Annotated in this window: 22 protein-coding genes and 1 pseudogene; 8 read left to right on the forward strand and 15 right to left on the reverse strand. The window is 71.2% G+C overall.

The window, feature by feature from the left end:
- Positions 1-81 precede the first annotated feature (81 nt).
- From ACLJOU_RS11085 to ACLJOU_RS11095, 3 genes are all read left to right on the forward strand, one after another.
- Positions 82-1050 (forward strand): aldo/keto reductase, encoded by a 969-nt coding sequence (locus tag ACLJOU_RS11085; RefSeq protein WP_410566083.1) that lies wholly within the window; start codon positions 82-84, stop codon positions 1048-1050.
- A 98-nt stretch (positions 1051-1148) separates the two neighbouring features.
- Positions 1149-2162, forward strand: a complete 1014-nt coding sequence (locus ACLJOU_RS11090; RefSeq protein WP_410566698.1) for a YncE family protein — start codon at positions 1149-1151, stop codon at positions 2160-2162.
- Positions 2159-2383 (forward strand): DUF5703 family protein, encoded by a 225-nt coding sequence (locus tag ACLJOU_RS11095; protein ID WP_410566086.1) that lies wholly within the window; start codon positions 2159-2161, stop codon positions 2381-2383. Before ACLJOU_RS11090 ends, ACLJOU_RS11095 begins: the two co-directional genes overlap by 4 nt.
- Positions 2384-2396: 13 nt before the next feature.
- Here ACLJOU_RS11095 and ACLJOU_RS11100 read toward each other — a convergent pair whose 3' ends face one another.
- The 3 genes from ACLJOU_RS11100 to ACLJOU_RS11110 are packed head-to-tail and all read right to left on the reverse strand — an operon-like array spanning position 2397 to position 4124.
- Positions 2397-3125, reverse strand: a complete 729-nt coding sequence (locus tag ACLJOU_RS11100) for an SRPBCC family protein (protein WP_410566089.1) — start codon at positions 3123-3125, stop codon at positions 2397-2399.
- A 1-nt stretch (position 3126) separates the two neighbouring features.
- Positions 3127-3714 (reverse strand): ArsR/SmtB family transcription factor, encoded by a 588-nt coding sequence (locus tag ACLJOU_RS11105; protein ID WP_410566092.1) that lies wholly within the window; start codon positions 3712-3714, stop codon positions 3127-3129.
- Positions 3715-3746: 32 nt separating this feature from the next.
- Positions 3747-4124, reverse strand: coding sequence for a MerR family transcriptional regulator (locus ACLJOU_RS11110; protein ID WP_410566095.1), 378 nt, complete (start codon positions 4122-4124; stop codon positions 3747-3749).
- A 28-nt stretch (positions 4125-4152) separates the two neighbouring features.
- Between ACLJOU_RS11110 and ACLJOU_RS11115 the strand changes: the two genes are divergently transcribed.
- Entirely contained in the window at positions 4153-4854 is a 702-nt protein-coding gene (locus tag ACLJOU_RS11115; protein WP_410566098.1) for a methyltransferase domain-containing protein, read from the forward strand.
- Here ACLJOU_RS11115 and ACLJOU_RS11120 read toward each other — a convergent pair.
- The 5 genes from ACLJOU_RS11120 to ACLJOU_RS11140 form a co-directional block, all read right to left on the reverse strand.
- Positions 4832-5713, reverse strand: coding sequence for an alpha/beta fold hydrolase (locus tag ACLJOU_RS11120; RefSeq protein ID WP_410566101.1), 882 nt, complete (start codon positions 5711-5713; stop codon positions 4832-4834). The two genes, ACLJOU_RS11115 and ACLJOU_RS11120, sit on opposite strands and share 23 nt — an antisense overlap.
- Positions 5713-7035, reverse strand: a complete 1323-nt coding sequence (locus ACLJOU_RS11125; RefSeq protein ID WP_410566104.1) for a M20/M25/M40 family metallo-hydrolase — start codon at positions 7033-7035, stop codon at positions 5713-5715. Before ACLJOU_RS11125 ends, ACLJOU_RS11120 begins: the two co-directional genes overlap by 1 nt.
- A 304-nt stretch (positions 7036-7339) precedes the next feature.
- Positions 7340-7495, reverse strand: coding sequence for a hypothetical protein (locus tag ACLJOU_RS11130; RefSeq protein ID WP_410566107.1), 156 nt, complete (start codon positions 7493-7495; stop codon positions 7340-7342).
- 392 nt (positions 7496-7887) lie between these two features.
- Positions 7888-8013, reverse strand: a complete 126-nt coding sequence (locus ACLJOU_RS11135) for a hypothetical protein (RefSeq protein WP_410566110.1) — start codon at positions 8011-8013, stop codon at positions 7888-7890.
- 31 nt (positions 8014-8044) lie between these two features.
- Positions 8045-10810, reverse strand: a complete 2766-nt coding sequence (locus tag ACLJOU_RS11140; protein WP_410566113.1) for a BTAD domain-containing putative transcriptional regulator — start codon at positions 10808-10810, stop codon at positions 8045-8047.
- Positions 10811-10980: 170 nt separating this feature from the next.
- On the opposite strand from ACLJOU_RS11140, the gene ACLJOU_RS11145 reads away from it, so the two are divergent.
- Complete coding sequence (locus ACLJOU_RS11145; protein WP_410566116.1) at positions 10981-11445, forward strand: hypothetical protein; 465 nt, start codon at positions 10981-10983, stop codon at positions 11443-11445.
- 72 nt (positions 11446-11517) lie between these two features.
- Here ACLJOU_RS11145 and ACLJOU_RS11150 read toward each other — a convergent pair whose 3' ends face one another.
- Positions 11518-11643 (reverse strand): hypothetical protein, encoded by a 126-nt coding sequence (locus ACLJOU_RS11150; protein WP_410566119.1) that lies wholly within the window; start codon positions 11641-11643, stop codon positions 11518-11520.
- Between the two features lie 29 nt (positions 11644-11672).
- Positions 11673-11945 carry a hypothetical protein gene (locus tag ACLJOU_RS11155; RefSeq protein ID WP_410566122.1) on the reverse strand — a complete coding sequence of 91 codons (273 nt, stop codon included), beginning with the start codon at positions 11943-11945 and terminating at the stop codon, positions 11673-11675.
- A gap of 154 nt (positions 11946-12099) precedes the next feature.
- Between ACLJOU_RS11155 and ACLJOU_RS11160 the strand changes: the two genes are divergently transcribed.
- A complete protein-coding gene (locus ACLJOU_RS11160) occupies positions 12100-12366 on the forward strand; it encodes a hypothetical protein (RefSeq protein ID WP_410566125.1) in 267 nt (88 codons plus the stop codon).
- A gap of 604 nt (positions 12367-12970) precedes the next feature.
- On the opposite strand, the gene ACLJOU_RS11165 is transcribed toward ACLJOU_RS11160, so the two are convergent.
- Together ACLJOU_RS11165 and ACLJOU_RS11170 are read right to left on the reverse strand one after the other, a co-directional pair.
- Positions 12971-13447 (reverse strand): hypothetical protein, encoded by a 477-nt coding sequence (locus ACLJOU_RS11165; RefSeq protein WP_410566128.1) that lies wholly within the window; start codon positions 13445-13447, stop codon positions 12971-12973.
- A 179-nt stretch (positions 13448-13626) separates the two neighbouring features.
- Complete coding sequence (locus ACLJOU_RS11170; RefSeq protein ID WP_410566131.1) at positions 13627-14223, reverse strand: hypothetical protein; 597 nt, start codon at positions 14221-14223, stop codon at positions 13627-13629.
- A gap of 487 nt (positions 14224-14710) precedes the next feature.
- On the opposite strand from ACLJOU_RS11170, the gene ACLJOU_RS11175 reads away from it, so the two are divergent.
- A complete protein-coding gene (locus ACLJOU_RS11175; protein WP_410566134.1) occupies positions 14711-14932 on the forward strand; it encodes a hypothetical protein in 222 nt (73 codons plus the stop codon).
- Positions 14933-14937: 5 nt separating this feature from the next.
- Here the strand turns inward: ACLJOU_RS11175 and ACLJOU_RS11180 are convergent, their stop codons facing one another.
- The 3 genes from ACLJOU_RS11180 to ACLJOU_RS11190 form a co-directional block, all read right to left on the reverse strand.
- A complete protein-coding gene (locus ACLJOU_RS11180; protein WP_410566136.1) occupies positions 14938-15132 on the reverse strand; it encodes a hypothetical protein in 195 nt (64 codons plus the stop codon).
- 709 nt (positions 15133-15841) lie between these two features.
- Positions 15842-16855 (reverse strand): hypothetical protein, encoded by a 1014-nt coding sequence (locus ACLJOU_RS11185; protein WP_410566139.1) that lies wholly within the window; start codon positions 16853-16855, stop codon positions 15842-15844.
- A 413-nt stretch (positions 16856-17268) separates the two neighbouring features.
- On the reverse strand, positions 17269-17718 hold the full coding sequence (locus ACLJOU_RS11190; RefSeq protein WP_410566720.1) for a hypothetical protein: 450 nt from the start codon (positions 17716-17718) through the stop codon (positions 17269-17271).
- 169 nt (positions 17719-17887) lie between these two features.
- Here ACLJOU_RS11190 and ACLJOU_RS11195 point away from each other — a divergent pair.
- Positions 17888-18037 (forward strand): annotated as a pseudogene (locus ACLJOU_RS11195) (alpha/beta hydrolase); the annotation flags it as partial.
- Positions 18038-18123: the final 86 nt, after the last annotated feature.

Below are 18123 nucleotides of genomic sequence, written 5' to 3' on the forward strand. Positions count from 1 at the left end.
CAGACCCTAACGGGGGCCTTGATCGCGACACGACTCACCTTGGTCTCTTCCGGACGGGCCGGGCCACTAGGCTCGGCGGTCGTGGAAAAGCGACTGCTCGGCCGCTCGGGACTGCGCGTCTCCCGTATGGCGCTCGGCACCATGACCTGGGGTGGCGACACGGACGCGGAGGAGGCCGCCAGCCAGCTGGTCGCCTTCGTCGACGCCGGCGGCACCCTGGTGGACACGGCCGACATCTACGGCGAGGGCGAGAGCGAACGCGTCCTCGGCTCGCTGCTCGGCGACCTCGTGCCCCGCGACGACGTCGTCCTGGCCACGAAGGCCGTCGCCCGGCGCGACGACGGCCCGTTCGGCGGCGGCGCCTCGCGCGGCGCCCTGCTGACCGCACTCGACGGCTCCCTCAAGCGGCTCGGCACCGACCACATCGATCTCTGGCAGCTGCACGCCTTCGACGACTGCGTCCCGCTCGCCGAGACGCTCTCCGCCCTCGAATACGCCGTGACCAGCGGAAAGGTCCGGTACGTCGGCGTCTCGAACTACTCGGGCTGGCAGCTGGCCACGGCCGCCGCGGGCGCCTCGGCCATCGCTCCCCTCATCTCCACCCAGGTCGAGTACTCCCTGCTCGAACGCGGGGTGGACCGCGAAGTCGTCCCCGCCGCCGAGCACCACGGCATCGGGCTGCTGCCCTGGGCCCCGCTCGGCCGCGGCGTGCTCACCGGCAAGTACCGCACCGGCACGCCCGCGGACTCCCGCGGCGCGAACAGCGCGTACGCCGGCTACGTCGAGCACCACCGCACCGACCGCGCCGCCCGGATCGTGCAGGCGGTCGCGACCGCCGCCGACGGGCTCGGCACGTCCCCGCTCGCCGTGGCCCTGGCCTGGGTCCGAGACCGGCCCGGCGTCGTCGCCCCGGTCGTCGGCGCCCGCGACACCGGCCAGCTCACCGGCTCGCTGGCGGCGGAGGACATCACCCTCCCGCCCGCCATCCGGTCCGCGCTCGACGACGTCAGCGCGATCGAGGTCGGCTACCCCGAACGCTGGCCGCGGTGAGCGCGAGGTGTCTGTTCGGTGACACGCACGTGACGGCACGGGGATCAAGGAGCATGCTGGTGACGACCGCCCGCCGAGGGACAACTGGAGGCCGCAACGTGCGTCGGCTCGCCGCCGTGTCGTGGATCGCGCTCCCGCTCGCCGGTGCCCTGGTGCTCTCGGGCTGCTCCTCGGCCAAGTCGCCTTCCGACGACCTGCAGATCGTGGCGAACCCGACCGCCGCCCGCCCCGCCGTCTCCCCCGCGGTGGCCGTGAAGCCCGCCGGTCAGGTGCTGAGCGACGGATCCGTCTCGGCCGTCGCCGTGGACGCGAAGACCTCGACCCTCGTCGTTGCGGTTTCTTCGCCACCGGCTCTGCGCCTGTACGACCTGGGTGCGCTCACGTCTCCCCCGGTGAATATGCCGTTATACAGTACGGCGTCCCGGTTGTCGGTGACGCCGGGGCGCGTCGAGATCGCCGAGCCCGGGTCGGGTGTCGTGCAGCAGCTGACGTTGCCGGACCGGAAGCTCACCGAGACGAAGATCGGCGGGCAGCCCGCGTCGAGCATCGTCTACGGGGCCGATCGGCTGGTCGCGATGGGGGCGGGCAAGGACATCCGGGTGCTGCCCGCGGCGGGTCCGGCGCGGACGATCGGCGGGCAGCTCTACAGCGCCGACGACGTCGTCGACACCGGGGACGGTGTGGTGGTGCTGGACCGGTTGCGGACGGCGGTGTTCTCGGTCGACGTCGCCGCGGGGAAGGTCAACGAGGGCCTGCGTGCCGGGGACGGTGCCGCGAACGCGGTGGCGGACTCCTACGGCCGGGTGCTGGTGACCGACGCGCGGGCGGGGGCGCTGCTGGCGTTTTCGGCCGGCCCGCTGATCCTGAGGCAGCGGTACCCGGTGCCCGGCGGGGCGTACGGGATCGCCTACGACGCGACGCGCAGCCTGGCGTGGGTGACGCTCACCGAACGCAACGAGGTCGTCGGCTTCGACGTCCGCGGCGGCGAGCCCGTGGAGAAGTACCGGTTCCCGACCGTGCGCCAGCCGGACTCGGTGGGAGTGGACGAGAAGAGCGGCCGCGTCATCGTCGGCTCGGCCGCCGGAGAAGGGACCCAGGTGATCCAGCCATGACGACGGTCAGCGAGGCGGTGGTCGAAGGGGATTGGGAGTATCGCCGTCTGCACCTCCCTCCGGGCGTGTCCCGGCGTGCGGCGGCGATCCAGCTCTCGATCCACGCGGAGTTCGCGGGCTGGGAACTGCGTACTGTGCGGCTGTACGCCGACGGCACGCGCAAGGTGTGGCTGCGCCGCAAGAAGACGGCGCAGAGCCTTCCCGGCGCGCTCCCGACCTAGCCGAACACCCGACCTAGCCGAACACCCGGTCGAGCCACTCGCCCCAGGCCTTCTCCTCGGTCGCGGGGTCGGTTCCCGGCGCGAAGAGGTGGTGGGAGGCGACCATCGGCCCGTGGAACCCGCGCAGGAAGCGGAGCATCGCGTCCGGCGTCCGGACCCCCACCGCCTGGTCGTTCACGGCGTAGACGACACCCTCCTGGCCGAGTTCGACGCGGTCGCCCTCGGCGGGCCGCCCGGACAGGCCGAGGGCGGTGCCCAGCCGGGCCCACGCCCGGTCCCAGTCCCCCACCGGCGGGCCGAAGACCGTCAGCGGTACCGCCGTGCGGCCGGTGAAGTGCGTGACGTACTCGACCAGGGTGCGGAAGAACAGCGCGCCCCCGGTCCTCATCGCCTCGAACTCGTCCTCCCAGTCGTCGCCGGGCAGGAAGCCGCTGGTGACGCAGCGGATCACCGTGCTGCCGGAGTCGCGGCCCTCGACGAGGAACTCGTAGGCGATCCGCCGCCCGTCCGGCGCGGTCCCGCTGCCGTAGGCGAGCTTGCCGGGCGGTTCCCAGGCGCGGATCCCGAACTCCGGCTCGTAGCCGCCGAAGGCGCCGCGGACCGTGCCGCCGGTGCCGCCCTCGACCTCGTTGCGGCCCATGAACCACGAGTCGATGCCGGGTCCGGTCGCGATGGCGTCCCACACCTGCTCCGGCGTCGCCCCGACTTCGACGACGTCGGGCAGTTCGAACTCGTGGCCCACGTCAGGACTCCTCCGGGACGCTCGGGTGCACGGCGACGACGACCCGGTGCGGCCGGCCCTTCTCGGCCGTCTCGTCGTGGTACTTGCCGACCAGTGCGGTGACGGCGGCCGTGAGCTCCTCGGCGAAGGCGGCCCGGTCGGCGGCGGAGGCGAACCGCACCTCGCCGTCGAGGGCGAAGGTCGCGAAGCGCTGCTGGGCCTTCGCCGCGCCGGTGATCAGCAGGCCGACGTCCCGGACCAGCCGCCCGGCGACGGCGAGCAGCCACCGGGCCGAGAGCCGGTCCGGCGAGCGGGCCGGGTCCGGCTGGACGGCGGCCAGCGCCGTCGGCGAGATGACGTAAGAGGCGGCGGTGGCCCGCATCATCCGCTCGGTGACGTTGCCCTTGCGGCGTTCCTCGACCAGCTCCACCAGGCCGTGGCTCTCCAGCGCGCGCAGGTGGTAGTTGACCTTCTGGCGGGGCAGGCCGACGCGCGCGGCGAGCATCGTCGCCGACGCCGGTTCGGCCAGTTCGGCCAGCAGCCGGGCCCGGACCGGGTCCAGCGACACCTCGGCCGCCGCCGCGTCTTCGATCACCGCCACGGGGAACATGCGCCCAGCATTCCGGCCGAACAGAGAAGTTGTCAAGAACGCTCGAGCTGTCGGTCGAGCAGGGTCCGGAAGTTCGGGCACGCCATGAGGTCGTCGTGCGGGCAGTCGCCTTCCAGCAGGTCAAGCGCGGCTTGGGCCCGCGCGATCCGGGCCCGCAGCCGGTCCCGCTGGCGGGCCGCCATCGCTGCCCGGTCGGCCGCGGACCGGCCGGTCAGCATCGTGCGGATGTCCGCGAGCTCGAACCCGGCCTCCTTGGCGACCAGGATGGCGGCCACCCGCTGCTGGTCCGCGTCGCTGTAGCGGCGCCGGGCGCCGGCGCGGGCCGGACTGAGCAACCCTTCCGCCTCCCAGTAGCGCAGCACGTGCGTCGGCAACCCGAACCGGGCCGCCACTTCGCCGATTGACTTCATGCGGGCATTAAGTCGCAGGATGGGCGCCATGTCCACGCTGCTTCCCCTCCTCGACGCCCTCGACGACCGCCCCCAAGCTGTCAGCCTGCGAGAACTCGGTTACGAAGGTCTCGGCGACGCCGTGGTCGACGTCGGCTGCGGCAGCGGGCGGGCCGTCGGCGAACTGGCCGCCCGCGGGGTCCGGGCGGTCGGCGTCGACGCGGACCCGGCCATGATCGAGACGGCCACCGCCCGCTGGCCCGACGGCGAGTTCCACGTCGCCGACGCGAGCTGCCTGCCCCTCGAGGACGGCTCGGTCACCGGTTACCGCGCCGACAAGGTCCTGCACGTCGTGGCCGAACCGGAGCTCGCGGTGGCCGAGGCTCGCCGCGTCCTGGCCCCGGGCGGCCGCGCGGTGCTGACCGGCCAGGACTGGGACACGATCGTCATCGACTCCGACGACCCCGCCCGCACCCGGTCGATCGTCCACACGCGAGCGGACGGCCTGCCCCACCCGCGGATCGCGCGGCGGTACCGGAACCTCTTGCTGGACAACGGGTTCACCGACGTCACGGTCGAGGTCCGCACGCTGGTGTGGACGGACGCGGCGGTCCTGCCGGTGCTCGCCAACCTGGGCGGCGACGGCGCCTGGCTGGCCGAACAGGCGGCGCGGGCCCGCGAGGACCGGCTGTTCGTGGCGGTGCCGATCTTCCTCGCCGCGGGCCGGCTCAGCCCCGGCGACTCGCGTTGACCAGGGCGACGACCCGCGGCAGCACCTGCGCCGCGGCCTCCAACGGCACCACGTGCCCGACCCCGGGCAGCACCACCGCCGTCCCGTTGCCGAGGCCGCGGACCCACTGCTCCACATCGGACGCCCGGACGATCCGGTCCCGCTCCCCCACGATCGCCGTCACCGGCAGGCCGGCGACCTGGGTCAGCGCCGCCTCGCGGGCGTAGGCGTCCATCGCCGGGCGGAACAGGGCCACCGTGTGGGGCCAGTTGCCGCGGATCATCTGCACCGTCAGCTCGACCAGTTCCGGGTCCGGGTCGTCGCCGAAGAGCCACCAGCGCAGGCCCGCGCTGACCGCCCGGCTGGTGTGCTCGCGCACGACGCCGAACAGCTTCGAGCCCAGCACCGCTTCGAGGTCGCGGGCCAGCTTGCCCAGGGCGTTCGGCCAGGTCGCCGACACCTCGGTGGCCAGGGTGCCCGACGACGTCGCCAGCAGCACCAGGCCGGAGACCCGCTCGGCGAACAGGTCCGCGTGCCGCTGGGACAGCGACATGATCGCCAGGCCGCCCATGTCGTGCCCCACCAGCACCACCCGGCCCTCGGGCACCTCGCGCTCGAGCAGCTCGGCGAGGTCGTCGCCGAGCTGCGCCATGGTCGCGGTGCCGCGGCGCGCCCGCCCCGAGCCGCCGTGGCCGCGCTGGTCGTAGGTCAGCACGGCCACCGGGCCGTCGGCGGCGTCCGGCACCAGCGGCGCGATCCGGCCCCAGCTGCGCTGGTCGAGCGCGTAGCCGTGGACGAACACCACGGTCACCGGCGCGGCCGGGTCGCCCCTGCGGACCACCTGCAGGGGCGTGCCGTCGGCGAGCGCGAACCCGGGCATCAGGACGTGCGCAGGAACCGGTCCAGCACGCGGGTGCCGAACTTCAGCGCCTCGACCGGGACCCGCTCGTCGACCCCGTGGAACAGCGCCGAGAAGTCGAGGTCCGCGGGCAGCTTGAGCGGCGCGAAGCCGAAGTTGCGGATGCCGAGCTCCTGGAACGACTTCGCGTCGGTGCCGCCGGAGAGCATGTACGGCAGCGTCTTCGCGCCCGGGTCCTCGGCCAGCACGGCGGCGGTCATCGCGTCCACGAGCGCGCCGTCGAAGGTCGTCTCGACCGGCGGGAGCTCCATCCACTCCTTCTCGATGTCCGGGCCGAGCAGCTCGTCGAGCTCCCGGTCGAACGCCGCCAGCCGGCCCGGCAGGATCCGGCAGTCGACGGCGGCCTCGGCGACCGACGGGATGACGTTCGACTTGTACCCGGCGGTCAGCATGGTCGGGTTCGCGGTGTCGCGCAGGGTCGCGCCGATCATCCGGGAGATGTTCCCGAGCTTGGCGACCGAGCCTTCGAGGTCGTCCTCGGGGAAGTCCCAGCCGGTGATCTCGGTGACCCCGGCGAGGAACTCCTTCACCGAGTCGGTGAGCACGAGCGGGAACCGGTGGTTGCCGAGCTTCGCGACGGCCTCCGACAGCTTCGTGACCGCGTTGTCGCGGTGGATCATCGAGCCGTGCCCGGCGGTGCCGCGCACGCGCAGCTTCATCCAGCGGATGCCCTTCTCCGCCGTCTCGATGAGGTAGGCGCGGACGTCGTCCTTGAGCGTGATCGAGAACCCGCCGACCTCGCTGATCGCCTCGGTGACGCCCTCGAACAGCTCGGGCCGGTTCTCGACCAGCCACTGCGCGCCGTACTTGCCGCCGGCCTCTTCGTCGGCCAGGAAGGCGAAGACGAGGTCCCGCGGCGGCACGACGTTGTTGAGCTTGTAGTGCCGGGCCAGCGCGAGCGCCATCCCGCACATGTCCTTCATGTCGACGGCGCCGCGGCCCCAGACGTAGTCGTCCTGGATCGCCCCGGAGAAGGGGTGCACCGACCACTCCGAGGGGTCGGCGGGCACGGCGTCGAGGTGCCCGTGGATGAGCAGCGCGCCCCGCTGGCGATCGGCACCCTCCAGCCGGACGATGACGTTGTGCCGGTTCTTCCCACCCGACTCGACGTAGGTGATCTCGTAACCGGCGTCGGTCAGCTTCTCCGCCACGTACTCGGCCGCCGCCCGCTCGCCGACCAGCGTGTCGGGATCGCCGGTGTTGGTCGTGTCGATGCGGATGAGCTCGCTGGTCAGCGTGACGGCCTCGGCCGCGGCGGCTTCGATGGTGTTCGGTTCGGTCACCGGCCATTCCTATCACCCGGGTGGCCGGGTGTGCTGGCTGCGCGCCTGCTGAGACGGTCGCGAGCCCCGGTGGAGACGTTGCCCATCGACCGCGCCACGCTCCCCTGCGTGGCAAGCCAGGGGTGGACCAGAAGGGCCGGCCAAGTTGGCGTGGGCCGGTGAACTGACCGGTCCAACGACCCGGTAGACAAGATCCCCACGTGCGTCGCGGTCCGGTGCCACGGGCCGTCATCGGTCTCCATGTGGTGGCGGTCCGCCGGACGGTGGACCGGTGAACGCCCCAACGCGAAGACGGTGAAGACCATCAGCGCGACCGGAGGACGGCCGCGAGGACTTGGTTCACCGAGGCGGCCATCTCCGGGTCGACGTACAGCGCGGTCAGCGCCGCGTGCGGCGGCGGGGCCAAGTCGGGCCCGAGGACACCGACCGCGCCAGAGGTCGACGGACCATCCCGGGCCACAGCTCAGCCGCCTCCGCGACATCACCACGCGAGCCGCCCACGCCGAAGCGATGCACGACCGTCCGCAGGACCACGACCGCGACAGCGCAGACAGGTCACCGGGCCCACGACGAAGTCGCGGCTCTGCAGGAGGCGAACCCGTCCCCCGGCTGCAGGGTGGTCACTTCGCCGCCCGTCAGCGTGACGCGTGCAGCCAGCCCCTCGTCGCACCCGTCAGCGGCGAACTACGGGTACGGTCCCGGGCGGTTCGTCGGCTTCGGTGCACGTGCCGACGTCCCAGCCAGGGTCGACGGGCGCACTGCCGGAGGCGGTCGCGTCGTCGCCCGGGATGAGTTCATGCCGTCGCGGTCTTACGTGTTGACGCCGCGGCGTGATCCGATGAGCCGGCCGGGCTACCCCCAGCATCCGATGCAGTCGGGCTGGGACACGGGCCCGGCCGGCTGTGCCGCGGCCGCCGGGGTGACCACCAGGACCGCCGCCGCGACCACAAGCCCGGCGAGCGTGAGAATCTTCTTCATTTCTTTCCCTTTCCGGTGAAACAGGGGAAACTCAAATATGCCCGGGCCGGGCGGCTCCCAACCCGCCGAGCTGTTGCTCGACCCGTTCGGCCTCTTCGTCTCGACTTTGACCCCGGTACAGCTCCAGTGCTTCCTGCCACGCTTTGCGCGCTTCGTCGGTCCGGCCGAGGGCGGTGTGTGAAAGGCCGAGGTGGTCGAGTGTTTCGGCGGACGCCGGGAGGTGGCCGAGACCGCGTCGGAGTGTGAGTGCCCGTCCGTGGAGGCGGATGGCCTCAGCGTGGTTGCCCGCGTCGTGTTCGAGGCGGCCAAGCCAGTCGAGGCTGCCGGCCTCCCCCGCGGTGTTGCCGTGGTCGCGATGCAGGGTCAGGGCGGCGTTGAAGTGGCCGCGGGCGGTGTCGTGGTCGCCGAGCCGGGCGGCGTGCCGACCTACCGCGTTGTGTCCGTGGGCCGTGCACACCGGCAGGCCGAGGTCTTCGAACAGGCGCAGCGCGTAGAGGACGTGGGTCAGCGCGAGCTCGTCGTCGTGCCCCTCCAGAGTCCGGGCGAGAGTTTGGTGGGCGTGACCGAGTTCGTAGCGGTCGTCGTGGTCTTCGGCGAGAGCGATGGCGTACCGCAGCTGCCAGACCGCCTCTTCGGGCAGTCCCGACGCGGCGCAGGCGCGCCCGAGGTGCCGACGGGCGACGAGCTCGGGAGCCGTGCCCGGCAGCGACGTCGCCGCGTGGACTGCGGCTCGCCAGCCCGCGAGACGGTCGTGGCGGTGGCCTCGACGCTGGCGGGCAGTGTCGGATGACAGGGCTAGCCACCACACGGTCTCGTGCCGATCCCGGCTCGCGGCGGCGTCCTGGGCCGCGAGCAGGGTGGCGCGCTCAGCTTCGAACCACACCATGGCGGCCTCCGCGTCGGGCAGGTCGAGGACGTGCGGGCCGGGTTCGGGTGGGGTGAGGTCGACGGGTCCGCGATGGGTGTCCAGCAGCAGACCGGCGTGGTAGGCGGTGTGGGCGTAGAAATCGAGGACCCGGCGCACGGCCGCGTCTCGGACGCCACTGGGCAGCGTCCGTGCGGTTTCGGCCGCGTAGGCGCGGACCAGGTCATGCATCCGGTAGCGGCCATCTGGGTCCTGCTCGAGCAGCGACATCTGCTCGAGGCCGCGCAGCACGGCCCGGGCGTGAGCCGGCGGCAGCCCGGCCAGGTTCGCCGCCGCGGCCGGGGCAGAGTCGGGTCCCGGTGCCAGGGCCAGCAGGCCGAACGCGGTGGCTTGGTCCTCGGTCAGCGCGTCGTACGACGAGGACAGCACCGCGGGCAGGCTCGCGGCCGGGTCGTCGTCGGCCAGGCCATCCAGACCCGACTCCCGCAGTTCCTCGACCAGGGCAGACAGCCGCGCCCCGGCCCGGCCGGCGAGCACGCTCAACGCCAGCGGCAGGCCGCCGCAGAGGCCCGCCAGCGCGTCGGCCGCCTCGCGCTCGGCGTCGACCCGGGCGGCACCGAGCCGGGCGGCCAGCAGCTCGCGGACGTCCCCCGCCGGGAGCACCCCCAGCGCGACGCTGCGGGCGTCGTGAGCCGCGACCAGGCCCGCGAGCCCCTTGCGACTGGTCACGACCACGGCGCACGACGCACTCCCTGGCAGCAGCGGCACGACCTGATCGGTGCCGGCGGCGTTGTCGAGCACCACCAGCAGTCGCTTGCCCGCGCTCAAGGTGCGGAACAACGTGGACCGGCCATGCGGGTCCGGCGGGATCGAACCCGGCTCGACGCCGAGCGCGGTGAGGAAGCCGAAGAGCGCTGCGGCCGGGGTCATCGGTGCGCCGGCGCCGAAGCCGCCGAGGTCGACGAAGAGCTGGCCATCCGGGAACCTGTCGAGCCGGCGGTGCGCCCAGTGCAGGACCAGCCAGGTCTTGCCGAGTCCGCCGGTGCCCCGGACGACGGCGAGCATCATCGAGCCGCCCGCCTTCGCGGCGTGCAGTATGGCGTCGAGCCGGTGTATGTCGCCGACGCGGCCCGCGAACGACGCGGGCGCGGCGCGAAGCTCGCGCGGCACCGCCGATCGTGGTGATCGGACTGGCCGGCCGGTCCTGGTGGTCAGGAGCCGGCAGTGCAGTTCCTGCAGCGCGGGGCCGGGGTCGGTGCCCAGCTCCTCGATGAGGCGGGCGCGGACCCGTCGGTACTGGTCCAGCGCCTCGCCGGTCCGCCCGGCCTGGTGCAGCGCCAGCAGGAACTGGCCTGCGGTGCGTTCGTCCAGCGGGTGCGCCTCGGCGCGCGCCGCCAGCTCGTCCACGACGTCTTCCCCAAGCCCCAGCCGGAGCCGGGCGTCGGCGAGATCCTGCGCCGTGGCCAGGTGCTCCCGCTCCAGCCGCTCGCGTTCGGCTTCGGCCCATTCGCCTTTCAGCCCGGTAAGAGCTTCTCCCTGCCACAGGCCCATCGCTTCGGTCAGCAGCGCCATCGCGCCCTCCTCGTCGGCGCGGGCACTCGCTCGCAGTTCGCGGCATCGCAGCAGGTCCACTGTGGAGAGTTCGGAATCGGTCACCAGGACGTAGCCGCCGGAGCGGCGGGCGAGGGTGACTCCGTCGGTGCCCGTCAGCACCGCCCGCAATCGCGAGATGTAGCCGTGCAGGGTAGTCCGTGTCCGCGCCGTCGCGTCGGCCCCCCAGACCCGCTCGATCAGCCGGTCCGCGCGCACCACCTGACCCGCCTCGAGCGCCAGCACCGCCAGGACGCACCGCTGCCGCGGGGTGCCGAGGTCGACCGGACGCCCGTTCACGAGCACGTCGACCTCGCCCAGCAACCGCACCACCGTGCCCATGGGCCGCCCCCTCGACAAGACCACGCCCCAGGGTAGCTGATGCCGCTCCGCGCGAGAGTCGTCAACTGCCGCTGACCAGGCGCTTCAGTTTTCCTGCAGAAATCCCGACGAACCGCCGCGCACGATCACGGCGATGTCGGCCCACGCCGGCACGGAAGGAGAGAATGACGATGAACAGACTGAAGCGACGGCTCGCGTCGGCGGTCGCGGTCTCCGGGATCGTGGCGACCGCGGTGCTCGGCGGGGCGGCCACGGCGTCGGCGACCGACCCGGCCGATGCCCCAGCCGGGTACGCCGGGCCGTACTCGACGTGCAACGGCGCGCCGCTCCCGCCCCTCCAGCTGTCAGGAACGCCCGGCTACGTCCAACTCTGGCTCGACAGGTCCGGCAGCGGCACCTTCTGCGCGAAAACCTTCGACAACCTCGCGGGCGACCATCACATTGAGATCATCCTCCAGCGCGCGGACTGGCAGACCCGCTGGTACGACTCAGGAACCTACTCGACTTACGCGGGCGGTATCTATGTCTCCGGTGCGAACGCCCACTGTTCGCGCGTCTACGGAGAGGTCACCGTGAACGGGGTCGCTCACCGGCTCCCGAGCGTCGACGGCTGGGCGACGGTCTGCGCGAACTAGCACCGGGGCGGTTTCCGGCACGTTCGTCATCAGATGAACGTGCCGGGGACCATGCCGCCCTGGTGGTGGGGCTCAGTACCGGCGGAACCGGTCGAGCCGGACGTCGACGTCGCGCAGCGGGGCGTGCCCGACCGCGTACAGCCGCCGGGCCCACGTCCTGGCGGACGACGACGAAGAGATGACCAAGCCCCTGTCCACGCTGGGTTCCAACATCTCCGACAGCAACCTCACCTGGAACACTGGATGGACAGAACACGATGGCCTTCGACAGCCGGTCGGGACAGTTCGGGCTGTCCGAGGCTCGACATCACATTCACGGATGCCGTTGTCCCCGGTGCGGTAGAGGGGCCGGCGGTGCCGCCGCGGACGACCTCGACGGACGCGGCATCGGTATCGAACCGGTAGCAGCAGCAGCGCAGCTCGTCGATGGCCCGGACGACGACGTGCCGCGTGCGGTGGTGGACCGGAAGTCCGTCGGCGCCCGCGTTCGTCGACTGCATCAGGAGCTTCGCAGATGCGCTGATCGACTTCGGGTGCGAAATCTCACCGCGTGCCGCTCGTGCGGCGGCGGCGCTGGTCGATTTCCCGCCGCCGTCCCCCGGCTTCTGTGATGAATGCGAACCCCTACTCCCTCGTTAGCTGCTGACGAATGCGATGACGTGGCTCCTGCAACGTGTCTTCGAAGAAGCCAGCCGCTACGCTTCCGAAGTCGGCCGCCCCGACGAGGACGCCAAACTCTGTTGGCTGAGTGCCGTCGCCGTGATAGGCGGGGCCAGTATCGGCCACGCCAGCCGTCTGCGCACCGTCTGGAACAGCGAACGCGCCGGACGATCAAACACCGTCATCGCCGGCCTGCTCGGCATCCCCGTCGACCGCGTGCCACAGATGGTCGCTACCGCCAAGGCCTACCTCGTCGGCTGAGTCCCTCGGCGCAGTAGCCACCCACGATCCGAGCCGGCGACCGGACCAAGCCCGTCGCCCAACCGGATCCCGGCGCTGGTCCCGCGCCCCGCCACCGGAACACTGATTCAGCCTGCATCACCCACGCCACACGACCCGACCCATACCGGACAAAGGGCGCACGCCCGTGCCCGATACCGTCGAGCTGATCACCGTCGACGTCAGCAGAACCCTGGCAGATTCACCAGCCGGTCCACCAGCAACAACTGGCTGAGCTCACTCCCGTCGCCGAAGCCGTTCCTACCCTCGTCGGCGAAACCGTGCGCTCTCTGCTGCACCGGGCACCGGAGCTGACCCACGACCTCACCTGCCGGCTGTGCGACCAGTTGCTGATCCACCGGCCCGAGTTGCCGGCCCAGTGGGGGCGCGGGTACGAGCCTTACCCGGACGCCGTGCAGGTCCTGCCGAGACAGGCGGCCTACAGTAAGAGGCGGTCGTTCCGGGGTTCTGGACCCGGCGCGGACGGCGGGACCGTCTGCGCCGGGCCATGCCCGGTCTGCCACGTTGGTCAGGTCGCCGGCGAGCCCCCGGTGACTCGGGCGTCGGGAGGCCCGCCGGCGTGCCGTCACTGCTGTGCGAGCCAGTCGTAGATGAGCCTGTAGAGCGCGCCGGTATCAAGATCGCGGCTGTTCTGGATCTTTGCCATTGTTTTGGAGTCCGGCGGCAGTGCGCTGATTTTGGCGAAAGTGTAGCAGTCACCGATGGGCTCGTTCGAGTTCTTGTAGCGTTCGCCTGTCGCTTCGGCTTTGGTGACCAGGAAGATGGGTTCCTTGTCGCCGCCGGGCAGCGATTTGAGGAATGCGCAGGTGTTCCACAGGCGTTCGACCCATTGCGGATCGAAGTTCTGACTCGGGTTGGATTTCCACTTGTACTGGTCGATCACCCGCTGGGTGATGTCGGGAAGGACTGAGCCTTTCCCGCCGACGTCGCTGAAGCAGTAGGCCGCGCCGCGGGCAGTCTCGCCCATGCGGCATCCGAACTTCTGTTCCACGATCTTGGTGGCCGCCTGGCGGCTGGGCGCGTTGAAGCTGGGGCCGGTCATAGTGTGCTCCTGATGCTTGTAGTGGGTGAACTGGGGGGGCGCGCGGGGAGGGGAGCCGCGCGCCCCCTTCGCGGGGGCGCCTCGCCGCCGTGGGGGCGGGGCGGTGGCGGGGCGTCCTGTTGTTCGCGGTGGTCTTCACCGGTCGGTTCCCCGCGCAGAGGGCGGGGCCGCCGGCGAGGTCAGGCGGCGGTGACGCTCCAGCGGTTGTCGGAGCCGAGGACGGCCTTCATGTCGAAGGTGCTGTCGTAGGGCACCATCACCTCGTTGGTGATTTCTTCGAGGCTGAGGACTTCGCCCTGCTCGAAGGTGCCCGCGGTGACCCAGTACTGCGGATGCGGAGTCAGCACCAGGTTGATGTTCGGCTGCGCCGGCACCGCGAAGGTGCCCGCATTGGACATGCCAATGCCGACGGTGGCAGTGCCCGGCGGGACACTGCCCAGCTGACGGATGTAGAGGGAGCCCAGCTGGGGAGTGCCCTGCGCGTTGCCGTGGACGAAGGTGAACGCACCCTCGCGGTAGTCGAACTGGATCTGGTTGGCCCCCAGATCGTCGGGATCAGCAGGTTCGACCTGCTGGGCTTCGAACGTGACCCCGGGCTTGAGGGACCCGATCTGCGACCACATGAAGTTGTAGTCCAAGGTCCACTTGAACTTCACCGTGGTCAGCGGCCAGGCCGGCGCGGTCAGCCACGCCAGGGACAGGACGTTGGGCACACCGAGGTCCACCGGCTTCTGATAGACGCAGAGGTCCTGGAACTGGGTGGAATTGTTGGTCACGGTAAGGGAATACTCAGTAGACACTTTGGACTCCTCTGGGTGAAAGTGGTTGCGCCGGACGTCGATTGGTGCGCATCGACGCGGAGTGCATACCGGCACGTTCGATTGTCATTCTTTTGAGCCTGCTAGCAGCCTGCGGCCGCGAATGTCAATCGGACGACCAGGCGATGGAGATGGCCGGCTTTTGAACGTCGTCAATTCAGCCGATTTGCTTATTTCTGTTTGTCTTCGGCGACAACATCAGTAGACAACTGCATGGCGGGACCGTCAACAACGGCGCCGCCGCTGCGGGATGGCGGAGGGTCCGCTTTCGTAACGCTCGGCCGTGTTGAAACGGGGGGGGGGAACCCTGGTGAGATGCAGGCAGTGCAGTACCCCCCTGGAATCAACGAGGGTTGGACGTCCGCGCCTGTACTGCTCGCCGACCTGCAGGCAACGCGCCTACCGCCGCCGCGAGCGCGGTGAGCGCGCCGATGAGGACAGTGAGTTGTCCGCGGCCGCACGGCAGCTGAGGGACATCGCCGACCGGCTGTGGCTGCACTCGCTGGGCTGGCGGCTCCCGGCCGAAGAGGACGGCAACCGGCTATTCGCGCAGTTGACCGCCGACGTGGTTCGCCTCGCTCGCCAGATCGCCGAGTTCCCCGACGCGCACGCCGCCGGGCCCGGTCGCTGTCACGGAAGGCGTAACGAAACTGCGGAGGGCAATTAGCTCGATCAGGTGACCGGCCAGGCGCGGACGCCGGTGACATGGCGGGACAACTGCTCGATCCGCGCGACGAGCCGCGTGATGGCGGCGTCGGTGATGGGCGTTTTCGGTCGGCAGCCGTACGGCCACGGCAGCTCCGCGGTGGCGCCGTAGGCGCGGCAGATCGCCGGCCGCAATGCTCGGAGGCGAGCACGACGCTGCACGAGGCGGGGCAGGCGCCTTTGCACTGCACGTCGGGAAACTAAGCGCAAGACCCTGGAGCTGTACGGGGGGCTGGACCTGTCGGACGTGGTGCCGGACGCGACCAGCGGCGAGGTGCGCTTTGACCGCCCGTCCCGGCCGTCGACGCGCTACTTCCGCGCCTTCGGCCTGTCGTCGACGGCGTCGGCGCGGACGCGAGCTACGTCGCCAAGCTCGCGCCGAAGGCGACGGTCACCGACACCGGCGACTCCAAGTGGTCCGACGGCGACGACCTGGTCGGCTACGACGTCACGCTGACCGCGAAGTACGACGAGGACGCCAAGACCGCCATGCGGTTCTTCTTCGGCGGCCCCGGCTGGAAGGGCGCTGGTGGCGGACATGGGCTTCACCACGGCCCGCCCGCGGGCAGCTGACCGGCCACCTGGACATGGCGCGGCGCTCACGGTCGGAGGGCCGTGGCGTCGCGCCATCCCCTTCACACGCCGCGTGCGCGGTTTGACTGCACACGCGCTACAGCGACGCCATGGGGCCCGTGGGCTGCTCGAACGACCGCGCCGCGCACCGCTGACCATCCCGCGGTTCTCGCGATCAGCGAACTGCGCCAGCCTTGAAGCCGTACTCACCGGCACGCACCCCGGACTGTGAGGACGACGTGGACTTCCCTGATCTGAGCACCGACCGGCTCCATCAGGCCGCGTGATGCAGGCGACGTCAGCAGCCGCGGTGGTAGGCGACCGCCCGCGGTTGCGTCGTGCCCGGCAACCTGATGGTCGCGGCCAGCGTCCCGTCGTCGGTGAGCCCCGCGGGCCCCGGGGCCGCGTTGAAGTCGGCGTCGCCGGCCAGGTCGGCGGTGGGTTCGCCGTTGTCCCAGATGCGGAGTTCGTAGTTCTCGGGGCCGAAGGTGTGGGCCACGCCGGCCATCGTCGTGCCGGCGTCGAGGAACAGGGTGTCGGCCGCTTCGGTGGTCGTGTGCACGACGTTCCCGGCCAGGTCCGCTTCGATGGCGACCATCGTCAGCTCGGGCGTGACGACCGAAGCGGCGATGCGGCCGCCGTGGAAGGCCTCGAGGTAGACCGCGCCGCCGGGGTACATCGGGGGCAGTTGCCGGTAACTGCCGTCGGTGGCGCGGACGAACACCTCGCCCGAGCGCTCGCCGACGTCCGTGTAGAGCAGGACGCGGCCCTGCTCGTCGACGTCGACCGGGTAGGTGTCGTAGAGGTGCTGCGGATCCGGGTTCAGGACCTCGGCCGTGCCCGGCCGCGCGGTGGCCCACAAGACCGGGTGGACGTCGCTGAGCTCACCGTAGGCGACGCCGATGACGTCGCCGGCGTTGTTGATGTGCGTGGCCTTGGCGGACCGGAACCCTTGCGGCATGGGTAGGTTCACGTATTGGCCGCTGCGGTACACGACGGGTTTCGCGGCCCACCAATCACCGGTCCCCCCGTCTCCCACGACGTCTCCGGAGGAGTTGATGTCGCGCACTTCGACCAGGCGGAACGACGAAACGACCTGACCGCCGTGCCACCGCACCTGCGAATACGCGTCGGGGCCGCGCACCGCTCCGACGAACCAGCCGCCTTCGGCCGCCGCGTAGACCTCGCTGCTGGTGTAGGGCGCCGGCAGCGCCAGCGGTGTCATCGCCCAGGTGCAGCCCGCCGCCACCGCGGGTTGTGCGCCGGGCACGAGGGTGGCGCCGAGCGCCGCCACGAGTAAAAGAGTTCGCATGAGCATTGTTCCCCCGGTAGTCGGCCGTCTCCCCCACCACGCCCGGTGGCCCCGGGAGGTTTGGCCGCCGGCCGAGTCGCCACCCGAACGGCTCAACGAGCCGGCGTCACAGGTCCAGGGCATCCACGAACAACGCGGCCACGACGGCGCGGTGCTCCGGCTGTCCTGCCAGTGCAGGCGGCGCCCGGCCTGGCCGGCGTGCAGCGCCCTTGCGCACGAGCCTGCCCCACTGGCCGGGCCGCGACGCCGCGCCGGCGGCCCTGGCCTGGTCGAGTTCTACTGCGTACTGCCCGCCGAGGAGACGCCGCGCGCCAGCACTGCGGCCGAACTTGAATCCGAGGAGCGCTTTGCATGCCGCGTGACAGTTCGAGTGGGTGCTGGAGGCCAGGCTGATCAGGCGGAGGATCCGGCCGTCAGCCGTTTGATGGACCGCTCGCGGGAGCCGAGCCAGTATCACAATCTACGTCGCCGGTTGAAAGGTTTCCTCCTGGACCTGCCAGCTGGTCACGGCGATCACTGTGACCGAGAGGATCCAGGTCGAGGACGTCGGATAGCAGCGCCTGTCGACCAGGCTCGTGGTGGTGCGGCGACTCAGCGGTGATCGACAGCTCCATCCGCGGGACCCCGGTCCAGAAGCTTCGCGGCATCAGACCGTGCCCATCAGCGTCGATCAGCTGGGGCAGCAACTCGGCGGCGGTGACCCAGGCCGCACCGAAGAACTTCACCACCTCGTCCACCGACCAACGCAGATCCGTCACCGGATCATCCAGCGCCCTTGCCCAGGCGCCGAAGTTCTCGACGCGGACCTCGGCGCAGGTGATGACCGCAGAACCGTGCGACGCCGGTGACACCGTCATCATCACCGCGGCCGACACTGGCGTCGCCGTGGATGCCCGGGACCCATTCGCTCGCGGACAGTTGCCCGCCACGGCGGCCCGACAGCATCGTGGTGAACGTCCCCATCGCACCAGACGGCATCAGCGGAAGCGTCGTGTCCAGCGCGCCCGGAGAGAGCTTGGCCTGGTCGGCCTGGTCGACGACTGCTACCGCGGCCTGCGGTGGGTGGCCGAACACGCCGGTGAGCTGGGCGTCGACCCGGACCGGATCGTCGTCGCCGGCACCAGCGCCGGCGGTGGCCTCACCGCCGGGGTCGCCCTGATGGCCCGCGACCTCGGCGGGCCGAAACGAGGCACCCCGACGTCTCCCTGGAGGTCGATCCCGGAGCCTTGACGCCGCCGGACCTGGCCAACAGCCCCGTCGTCGGCCGG

The organism is Amycolatopsis sp. cmx-4-61 (assembly GCF_046548775.1).
GTDB lineage: Bacteria > Actinomycetota > Actinomycetes > Mycobacteriales > Pseudonocardiaceae > Amycolatopsis.

What these genes read in the sequence shown, in the direction of transcription:
- ACLJOU_RS11140 (WP_410566113.1), bottom strand. Translation starts at nt 10,810, where the DNA reads ATGGGCACGGTGGTGCGGTTGCTGGGCGAGGTCGACGTGCTCGTGAAC.
- ACLJOU_RS11145 (WP_410566116.1), top strand. Translation starts at nt 10,981, where the DNA reads ATGAACAGACTGAAGCGACGGCTCGCGTCGGCGGTCGCGGTCTCCGGG.
- ACLJOU_RS11105 (WP_410566092.1), bottom strand. Translation starts at nt 3,714, where the DNA reads ATGTTCCCCGTGGCGGTGATCGAAGACGCGGCGGCGGCCGAGGTGTCG.
- ACLJOU_RS11135 (WP_410566110.1), bottom strand. Translation starts at nt 8,013, where the DNA reads ATGAAGAAGATTCTCACGCTCGCCGGGCTTGTGGTCGCGGCGGCGGTC.
- ACLJOU_RS11155 (WP_410566122.1), bottom strand. Translation starts at nt 11,945, where the DNA reads ATGCAGTCGACGAACGCGGGCGCCGACGGACTTCCGGTCCACCACCGC.
- ACLJOU_RS11115 (WP_410566098.1), top strand. Translation starts at nt 4,153, where the DNA reads ATGTCCACGCTGCTTCCCCTCCTCGACGCCCTCGACGACCGCCCCCAA.
- ACLJOU_RS11110 (WP_410566095.1), bottom strand. Translation starts at nt 4,124, where the DNA reads ATGAAGTCAATCGGCGAAGTGGCGGCCCGGTTCGGGTTGCCGACGCAC.
- ACLJOU_RS11095 (WP_410566086.1), top strand. Translation starts at nt 2,159, where the DNA reads ATGACGACGGTCAGCGAGGCGGTGGTCGAAGGGGATTGGGAGTATCGC.
- ACLJOU_RS11120 (WP_410566101.1), bottom strand. Translation starts at nt 5,713, where the DNA reads ATGCCCGGGTTCGCGCTCGCCGACGGCACGCCCCTGCAGGTGGTCCGC.
- ACLJOU_RS11185 (WP_410566139.1), bottom strand. Translation starts at nt 16,855, where the DNA reads ATGCGAACTCTTTTACTCGTGGCGGCGCTCGGCGCCACCCTCGTGCCC.
- ACLJOU_RS11160 (WP_410566125.1), top strand. Translation starts at nt 12,100, where the DNA reads ATGACGTGGCTCCTGCAACGTGTCTTCGAAGAAGCCAGCCGCTACGCT.
- ACLJOU_RS11165 (WP_410566128.1), bottom strand. Translation starts at nt 13,447, where the DNA reads ATGACCGGCCCCAGCTTCAACGCGCCCAGCCGCCAGGCGGCCACCAAG.